The organism is Kitasatospora sp. NPDC056651, from assembly GCF_042792155.1.
GTDB lineage: Bacteria > Actinomycetota > Actinomycetes > Streptomycetales > Streptomycetaceae > Kitasatospora.
The window spans coordinates 72219-79341 of record NZ_JBHTWX010000029.1 but is presented as its reverse complement, the minus strand read 5'-3'; the positions used below and the strand labels follow the sequence as shown (position 1 = coordinate 79341).

At 70.7% G+C, this 7123-nt stretch carries 7 protein-coding genes; 5 read left to right on the top strand and 2 right to left on the bottom strand.

The annotated features are described in order from the left end of the window. Positions 1-42: 42 nt before the first annotated feature. Positions 43-492 (bottom strand): group 1 truncated hemoglobin, encoded by a 450-nt coding sequence (locus ACFRAR_RS14485; RefSeq protein ID WP_380698335.1) that lies wholly within the window; start codon positions 490-492, stop codon positions 43-45. A 49-nt stretch (positions 493-541) separates the two neighbouring features. Beyond that, entirely contained in the window at positions 542-1498 is a 957-nt protein-coding gene (locus ACFRAR_RS14480) for a zinc-binding alcohol dehydrogenase family protein (RefSeq protein WP_380698334.1), read from the bottom strand. Positions 1499-1758: 260 nt separating this feature from the next. Here ACFRAR_RS14480 and ACFRAR_RS14475 point away from each other — a divergent pair, with 260 nt between their 5' ends. The 5 genes from ACFRAR_RS14475 (at position 1759) to ACFRAR_RS14455 (ending at position 6980) form a co-directional block, all read left to right on the top strand. Further along, positions 1759-3027 (top strand): beta-ketoacyl-[acyl-carrier-protein] synthase family protein, encoded by a 1269-nt coding sequence (locus ACFRAR_RS14475; RefSeq protein ID WP_380698332.1) that lies wholly within the window; start codon positions 1759-1761, stop codon positions 3025-3027. Beyond that, positions 3024-4238, top strand: coding sequence for a ketosynthase chain-length factor (locus ACFRAR_RS14470; protein WP_380698330.1), 1215 nt, complete (start codon positions 3024-3026; stop codon positions 4236-4238). The genes ACFRAR_RS14475 and ACFRAR_RS14470 overlap by 4 nt, the downstream gene beginning before the upstream one ends. Before the next feature lie 15 nt (positions 4239-4253). Then, complete coding sequence (locus ACFRAR_RS14465) at positions 4254-4496, top strand: acyl carrier protein (protein ID WP_380698328.1); 243 nt, start codon at positions 4254-4256, stop codon at positions 4494-4496. Between the two features lie 433 nt (positions 4497-4929). Further along, on the top strand, positions 4930-5712 hold the full coding sequence (locus ACFRAR_RS14460; protein ID WP_380698326.1) for a BTAD domain-containing putative transcriptional regulator: 783 nt from the start codon (positions 4930-4932) through the stop codon (positions 5710-5712). A gap of 209 nt (positions 5713-5921) precedes the next feature. Then, positions 5922-6980: an aldo/keto reductase gene (locus ACFRAR_RS14455; RefSeq protein ID WP_380698324.1), complete on the top strand. Its 1059-nt coding sequence runs from the start codon at positions 5922-5924 to the stop codon at positions 6978-6980. Positions 6981-7123: the final 143 nt, after the last annotated feature.

Sequence of the window (7123 nt, the reverse complement as noted above, 5' to 3'; positions counted from 1 at the left end):
CCCGCGGGAGCCCGGAGCGACGGCGTTCGGCGGCGCGGTCGTTCAGTCCTGCGGGCGCTCCAGCGACTCCGCGCCGCCGGGCTTGCCGAGCGAGTGGGTGAGCACGTCGCCGCGGAAGCTCTCGATGATGGCCAGGTACTCCTTGGCTTCCTTGGGCGGCACCCCGCAGAAGCTCAGCGTGGCGGCGATTTCCAGCGCCACCACGTCGAAGTCGAAGTGACTGGAAACCATGTCGGCGTGCGCGTCGACCATGTTCCGGCCGGGGTAGACCTTGGGCCCGCCGGTCTCCTCGATCGACCAGGCGGTGACCATCCACTTGAAGCCCGGCCTGGCGTTGGTCTCGTGCATCTTGGCCACGTACGGGTTGAGGTTCGCCGAGGCGTTGTCGAACAGCCGGTCGGTGAGCACGTCCATGAGCACGGCGATACCCATGGTGCCGCCGAGCCGCTCGTACAGGGACGGGATCCGAGCCTGGTCGGTCACATCGGTCATTGCTGACGCTCCTTCACTGGGTGTACGGACGAGGATCCGCGGACAGGACCTAGGGGATGAGGACGGTGCGCCGCCCGCGCTGGTCGAGGTCCCAGACCTCGGCCACCCGGGCCAGTGGGACGGGGTGGGTGGCGATCCGCAGCGCCCCCGCGCCGAGCAGGTCGAGGACCTGCGCGAGGGCGCTGGACAGCACCTCGGGCGGCGGAGCGTTCCCGGTGCCGTTGCCGAGGATCTCCAGCCCGCTGCCGCGCAGCACCTCTGCCGGCAGTGTGAGGGTGGGCCCGGCCATCACGCCGACCTGGACCAGGCGGGTGCGCGAGTGCCGTAGCACCATGTCGTTGACCACGAGGGTGTTCAGGTAGATCTCGGTCGGTCGGCCCCACAGGTAGTCCAGCACCACGTCGAAGCCGTCGGGGCCGGCCGCGTCGCGCAGCGCGCGGTCGAGGTCCCGGTCGGGGACGTCGAGGCGGATCGTGCGGTCCGCGCCGAGCTCGCGCAGTTCGGCCAGACCCTGGGGGTCGCGGCCGGCCGCGACCACCCGGCCGGCTCCGAAGCGCTTCGCCAGCTGCACGGCGAGCCGGCCGGTGACGCCCGTGGCGCCGAGCACCAGCACGCTCTCGCCCGGGCGCAGGCCGGCCCGCCAGGTGAGCGAGATCCAGGCCGACACCCCGGGGTTCTGGACGGCGGCGGCCGCGACGTCGTCCACCGTGTCCGGGATCGGGGTGCACCAGGCGCGCCGGGTGGTGGCGCGTTCGGCCATCACCCCGTGCGCGGAGCGGAACAGCACCCGGGCGCCGTCCGAAAGGACCCCGGCGGCCAAGGAACCGAGGACGACGGGAAGTTCGGCGGGCGCCGCGAAGTGGGTGCCGGCCGCGCGGGCGCGGTCCAGGTTGGTCACCGGGCAGGCGGTGATGCGCACGGGCTCCTCTCCCGCGACGGGCGTCGGCTCGGGCAGGTCCTGGTAGCGGGGCCGCTCGCCGAGCGCGTGCAGCACCGCCGCCCTCACGACGACCCCCGCTCGCGCGGTGCGGTCCTCGGCATGGTGACTCCCTCCGGGCCGGTGGTTCAACGGGTACCCGGCATTCGTACGGGCGGGTGCTGCACCGCTGCTAGAGCTCGGCTGAAGGTGGTTGCGCTGAAGCGCGCGTTGAGTGCCCTTAGAGCACGCGCGGATAGCTTTCCCATCAATGTGAGGACACGTTCTGGCAACGCATCCGAGTGGGAGGCCGCGCAAGTGAAAGGCATGGACGCGCCCGGTGGTGCCGCATGAGTCGGCGAGTCGCGATCACCGGAATGGGAGTGCGGGCGCCTGGAGCTCCGGGCAAGGACACCTTCTGGGAGCTGCTGTCCGCCGGCCGGACGGCAACCCGGCGGATCACCTTCTTCGACCCGTCGCCGTACCGCTCGCAAGTCGCCGGCGAGGTCGACTTCGATCCGGCAGCGGAGGGCCTGACGCCCCGTGAGGTCCGCCGGATGGACCGGGCCACCCAGTTCGCGGTCGTGGCCGCCCGGGAAGCACTGGCCGACAGCGGGATCGACCTGTCCGCGCACGCCCCGCACCGCGTGGGGGTGAGTCTGGGCAGTGCGGTGGCGGCGGCCACCAGCCTTGAGCAGGAGTATCTGGTGCTCTCCGATTCCGGCCGGAACTGGGTGATGGGGCCGGACCACCTCTCCCCGCACATGTACGACCACATGGTGCCGAGCATCATGCCCGCGGAGGTGGCCTGGACGGTCGGCGCGGAGGGCCCGGTGACGATGGTGTCCGACGGCTGTACCTCGGGGCTGGATTCGGTGGGGCACGCCGTCGCGCTGATCCGCGAGGGCAGCGCGGACGTCATGGTGGCAGGCGCCACCGACACCCCGATCACCCCGATCGTGGTGGCCTGCTTCGACGCCATCAAGGCCACCACCACCTACAACGACGATCCGCAGCACGCCTCCCGGCCGTTCGACGGCACCCGCAACGGATTCGTGCTCGCCGAGGGCGCCGCGGTGTTCGTGCTGGAGGAACTGGGGGCCGCTCAGCGGCGCGGCGCCCGGATCTACGCCGAGGTCGGCGGGTTCGCCACCCGGTGCAACGCCTACCACATGACCGGGTTGAAGACCGACGGCCGGGAGATGGCGGAGGCGATCCGCTCCGCGCTCGGTCAGGCCCGAGTGGACGCCTCTCAGGTGGACTACATCAACGCGCACGGCTCCGGCACCAAGCAGAACGACCGGCACGAGACCGAGGCGTTCAAGGTCAGCCTCGGTGGGTGGGCGTATCGGACGCCGATCAGCTCGGTCAAGTCGATGGTGGGCCACTCGCTGGGCGCGGTCGGCTCGGTGGAGATCGCCGCCTCGCTTCTGGCGATGGCCCACCATGTGGTCCCGCCGACCGCGAACCTCCAGGTCAACGACCCCGACTGCGACCTGGACTATGTTCCGAACACCGCCCGCGAGCACCGCGTCGACACCGTGTTGACGGTCGGCAGCGGCTTCGGCGGGTTCCAGAGCGCGATGGTGCTGGTCCGGCCCGGACGGAGGACGGCATGAGCGTCATCACCGGGCTGGGTGTGGTCGCCCCGAACGGCTTCGGCGTCAAGGAGTTCTGGGCCGCCACCCTGGCCGGCCGCAGCGGCATCGACGTACTGGACCGCTTCGACACCTCAGGCTACCCGGCGCGCCTCGCCGGGCTGGTCGACCTGGAGGCCGAGCGGCTGCTGCCCAGCCGGCTGCTCACCCAGACCGACCGGTCCACCCGGCTGGCGCTGATCGCCGGCGAGGCTGCCCTGGCGGACGCCTCGGTGGACCCTGCCGAGTTCACCGACTACGACATGGGTGTGGTCACCGCCAACGCCTCCGGCGGCTTCGACTTCACCCACCGCGAGTTCAAGAAGCTGTGGAGCCAGGGCCCGGAACACGTGAGCGTGTACGAGTCCTTCGCCTGGTTCTACGCGGTGAACACCGGTCAGCTGTCCATCCGGCACGGCATGCGCGGCCCGTCGGTGGCGCTGGTCGCCGAGCAGGCCGGCGGCCTGGACGCGCTCGGCCAGGCCCGCCGCACGGTGCGCGCCGGGGTGCCCCTGGTGGTGTGCGGCGGGGTGGACTCCGCCCTCGACCCGTGGGGCTGGGCCTCCCACCTGTCCGGCGGGCGGGTCAGCGTCGACCCCGACCCCGCGACCGCCTACCGGCCGTTCGACGCCCGGGCCCGCGGCTACCTGCCGGGCGAGGGCGGCGCCATCCTGGTCCTGGAGGACGCCGCCGCCGGGGCCGCCCGCGGGGCCCGGGTGTACGGGGAGATCGCCGGCTACGCCTCCGGGTTCGACCCGGCCCCGGGCAGCGACCGCCCGCCCGCGCTGCGCCGCACCGTCGAACTCGCGCTCGCCGACGCGGGGGTGGACCCCGGACAGGTGGACGTGGTGTTCGCCGACGCGCTCGGCCTGCCGGCCGCCGACCGGGCCGAGGCCGCGGTGCTGCGCGAGGTGTTCGGGGAACGCGGGGTGCCGGTGACCGCGCCCAAGACGCTCACCGGGCGGCTACTCTCCGGCGGTGGCCCGTTGGACACCGTCGCCGCTCTGATGAGCATTCAGGAGGGTATCGTTCCACCGGTCTTCGGCACTTCGCAGGTGCCCGAAGAGTACGGCCTCGACCTTGTCCTCGGGGAGCCCCGGCAGACCCGGGTGGACACCGCACTGCTGCTCGCCCGGGGGCGCTGGGGATTCAACTCCGCCCTTGTCGTCCGTGCCGCCCAGAACGGGAGTTGACACATGATCGCCAACATGACCATCCACGACCTCTACGAGACTCTCATCGCCTGCGCCGGCGGCGACCGGCCCGACGAACTGGACGGCGACCTCGCCGGGTTCACCCTCGGCGAGCTCGGCTACGACTCGCTGGCGCTGATCGAGACCGTCGGCAGGCTCAAGGTGCAGTACGGCGTGGACATCCCGGAGGACGGAATCCTGGAGGTCTCCACCCTGGGGGACCTGCTCCGGCTGGTGCATCGGGCCGCCGCGGCCTGACCTCGCCCGCCCCTCCGGGCCGTCCGGCCTTCCCCGCCGTCCGGCCTTCTCGGCCGGGCGGCCGGGTGTGCCGCATCAGGTCCGGGCCGGGGGTGGGTGTGTGACGGGTGGCACGGACGGTGCGAACCGGGGTGCCGGGGCTGCTGGGAATCGACGTGCGATGTTATCCACTGATAATGGACATGTTCGACCCTGTGGAATATTCCAGAACTCGTCATGTCGTTGACATGTCGGATGATAGTGGACATGTTATCTCTGCGGAATATTAAAGAACTTGGCATGTCATTGACATGTTGGAATGGCTCAGCCTAGACTCAAGCAACGTAGGCGAACACACCGTGCGCGCCCGATTCTGCAAGCGCCTGGTGTCGATAACTTCGACCAACCGCCGTCGCCCTCGGCATCTCGTAAAGAGTCAACAGGGAAGGTTGCCATGCCCGGAGAGCTGGTACGAATCGATCTGTTGGGTCCCCTGGAAATCGGCCACGCCAGCAGAACCACGGAATTCCGGCACCCCTATAAGGTCACTGCCACCAAGCCCCGCCAGGTGCTCGCCCTGCTCGCGGCGAACGCCGGATCGACAGTCAGCATGGACCGCATCATCGACGAGTTATGGCCTGACGATCCTCCCAGCACCGTGAAGACCATCGTGCAGACCTATGTGCATCAGCTGCGCAAGATGCTCGCCCTCATCTTCAACTCCTCGAACAGCTGCGACCTGCTCGCGACCCGCCCGGACGGCTACGTCCTGGCGGCGCCCCGCGCCAACATCGACATCTTCCGCTTCCAGCATCTGGTCGACCGGGGCCGGACCGAGCTGCGCCGCGGCCTTGCGGTCGGCGCCGCCGAGCTGCTGCGTGAGGCGCTGGCCCTGTGGCGTGGGCCGATCCCCGCCGACCTGACCTCCGGGCCGGCCCTGCGCGGACTCGCGGTGTACCTGGAGGAGGCCCGGCTGGAGGCGGTCCAGTTGCGCATCGAGGCGGACCTCACCAACAACCGCCACCGCGAGATCGTCGCCGAACTGCGCTCGCTGGTCGAGACCCACCGGCTGCACGAATCCTTCTATCTCAAGCTGATGGAGGCACTGCACCGTTCCGGCCGGCGCGGCGAAGCGCTCACCGTGTTCGGCGAACTGCGCCAGGTCCTCGACCGGGAACTCGGCCTGAAGCCGTCCAAGGAGGCCCGCAGGCTGCAACACGAAATCCTTGTGAGCTAGTAAAACGAACACCAAGAGGAGATATTGAACGGATCAGATGCGTTCGCCGTGGAAGGATTCCAGGGAGATTTGTTCGGCGACTTCCCGAGAATCCGTCCGGCGGACTTCCCGGAGAAGTCCGCCGCCATTCCGTGCGACCGCCCGGAGAACCTGGGTGGCCGCGCTTTTTCATGTCACGACCCGGCAATCCGACCGAGCGGAGAATCCCGATGGAATATCGTCATCTAGGAAATTCCGGCCTGCGCGTCTCGGTGGTGTCCCTCGGTACGATGACCTTCGGCGGACGCGGAGTCTTCGCCAAGGTGGGCGACAGCGATGTGACCGGCGCCACCCGAATGATCGACCTGGCGTTGGACGCCGGGGTCAACCTGGTCGACACCGCCGACTCGTATTCCGGCGGCCTCTCCGAGGAGATCGTCGGCCAGGCCATGAAGGGCCGCTGGGGCCGGGCCCTGATCGCCACCAAGGCCCGCATGCCCACCGGCCCCGGCCCGAACGACGCCGGCCTGTCCCGGCACCACCTGATCGAGGCCTGTGAGGGCTCGCTGCGCCGCCTCGGCACGGACCACATCGACCTCTACCAGCTTCACGCCTGGGACGGCCTCACCCCGCTGGAGGAGACCCTCACCGCCCTGGACGACCTGGTGCGGGCCGGCAAGATCCGCTACGTCGGCTGCTCCAACTACTCGGGCTGGCACCTGATGAAGGCCCTGGCCACCGCCGACCGGATCGGCGCCGCACGCTTCGTCTCCCAGCAGATCCACTACTCGCTGCAGGCGCGGGACGCCGAGAACGAACTGCTGCCGATCGCCGTCGACCAGGGCGTGGGAGTGCTCGCCTGGGGCCCGCTGGCCGGAGGGCTGCTCTCCGGCAAGTACCGGCGTGGCATCGAGGCCCCCGCGGGGTCTCGACACCTGACGGACTGGAACGAGCCGCCGGTGTACGACCGGGAGCGGCTCTACGGCATCGTCGAGACCCTGGTGCGGATCGCCGAGGAGCGCGCCGCCACCCCGGCCCAGGTGGCGCTGGCCTGGCTGCTGGGCCGGCCCGCGGTGGCCTCGTTGGTGGTCGGGGCCCGAACCGAGGAGCAGTTGGCCGGCAATCTGGCGGCGGCCGGTCTGGCGCTCTCCGAGGGTGAGCGGGGGCGGCTGGACCGGGTGAGCGCGTCGCCGCTGCCGTACCCGTACTGGCATCAGGCGAAGATCGCCCGGGACCGCCTCGGCGCGGCCGACCTGACGCTGCTCGGGGCGCGGCTCGCACAGCGCTGATCCGCCGGAGGCGCGCGGATGTGCCGGTGCCCCACCCGCTCGGGTGGGGCACCCGCAACTACGGGGCACCCCGGGGCCCACCCGCCCGGTCGCGCGGGGGGGTGGGGCCCCGGGGGGGGATAGGGGGCACCCCCCGGCCCGAC

Coding starts and splice junctions, on each gene's coding strand:
- ACFRAR_RS14465 (WP_380698328.1), top strand. CDS start 4,254: ATGACCATCCACGACCTCTACGAGACTCTCATCGCCTGCGCCGGCGGC.
- ACFRAR_RS14475 (WP_380698332.1), top strand. CDS start 1,759: ATGAGTCGGCGAGTCGCGATCACCGGAATGGGAGTGCGGGCGCCTGGA.
- ACFRAR_RS14460 (WP_380698326.1), top strand. CDS start 4,930: ATGCCCGGAGAGCTGGTACGAATCGATCTGTTGGGTCCCCTGGAAATC.
- ACFRAR_RS14485 (WP_380698335.1), bottom strand. CDS start 492: ATGACCGATGTGACCGACCAGGCTCGGATCCCGTCCCTGTACGAGCGG.
- ACFRAR_RS14470 (WP_380698330.1), top strand. CDS start 3,024: ATGAGCGTCATCACCGGGCTGGGTGTGGTCGCCCCGAACGGCTTCGGC.
- ACFRAR_RS14455 (WP_380698324.1), top strand. CDS start 5,922: ATGGAATATCGTCATCTAGGAAATTCCGGCCTGCGCGTCTCGGTGGTG.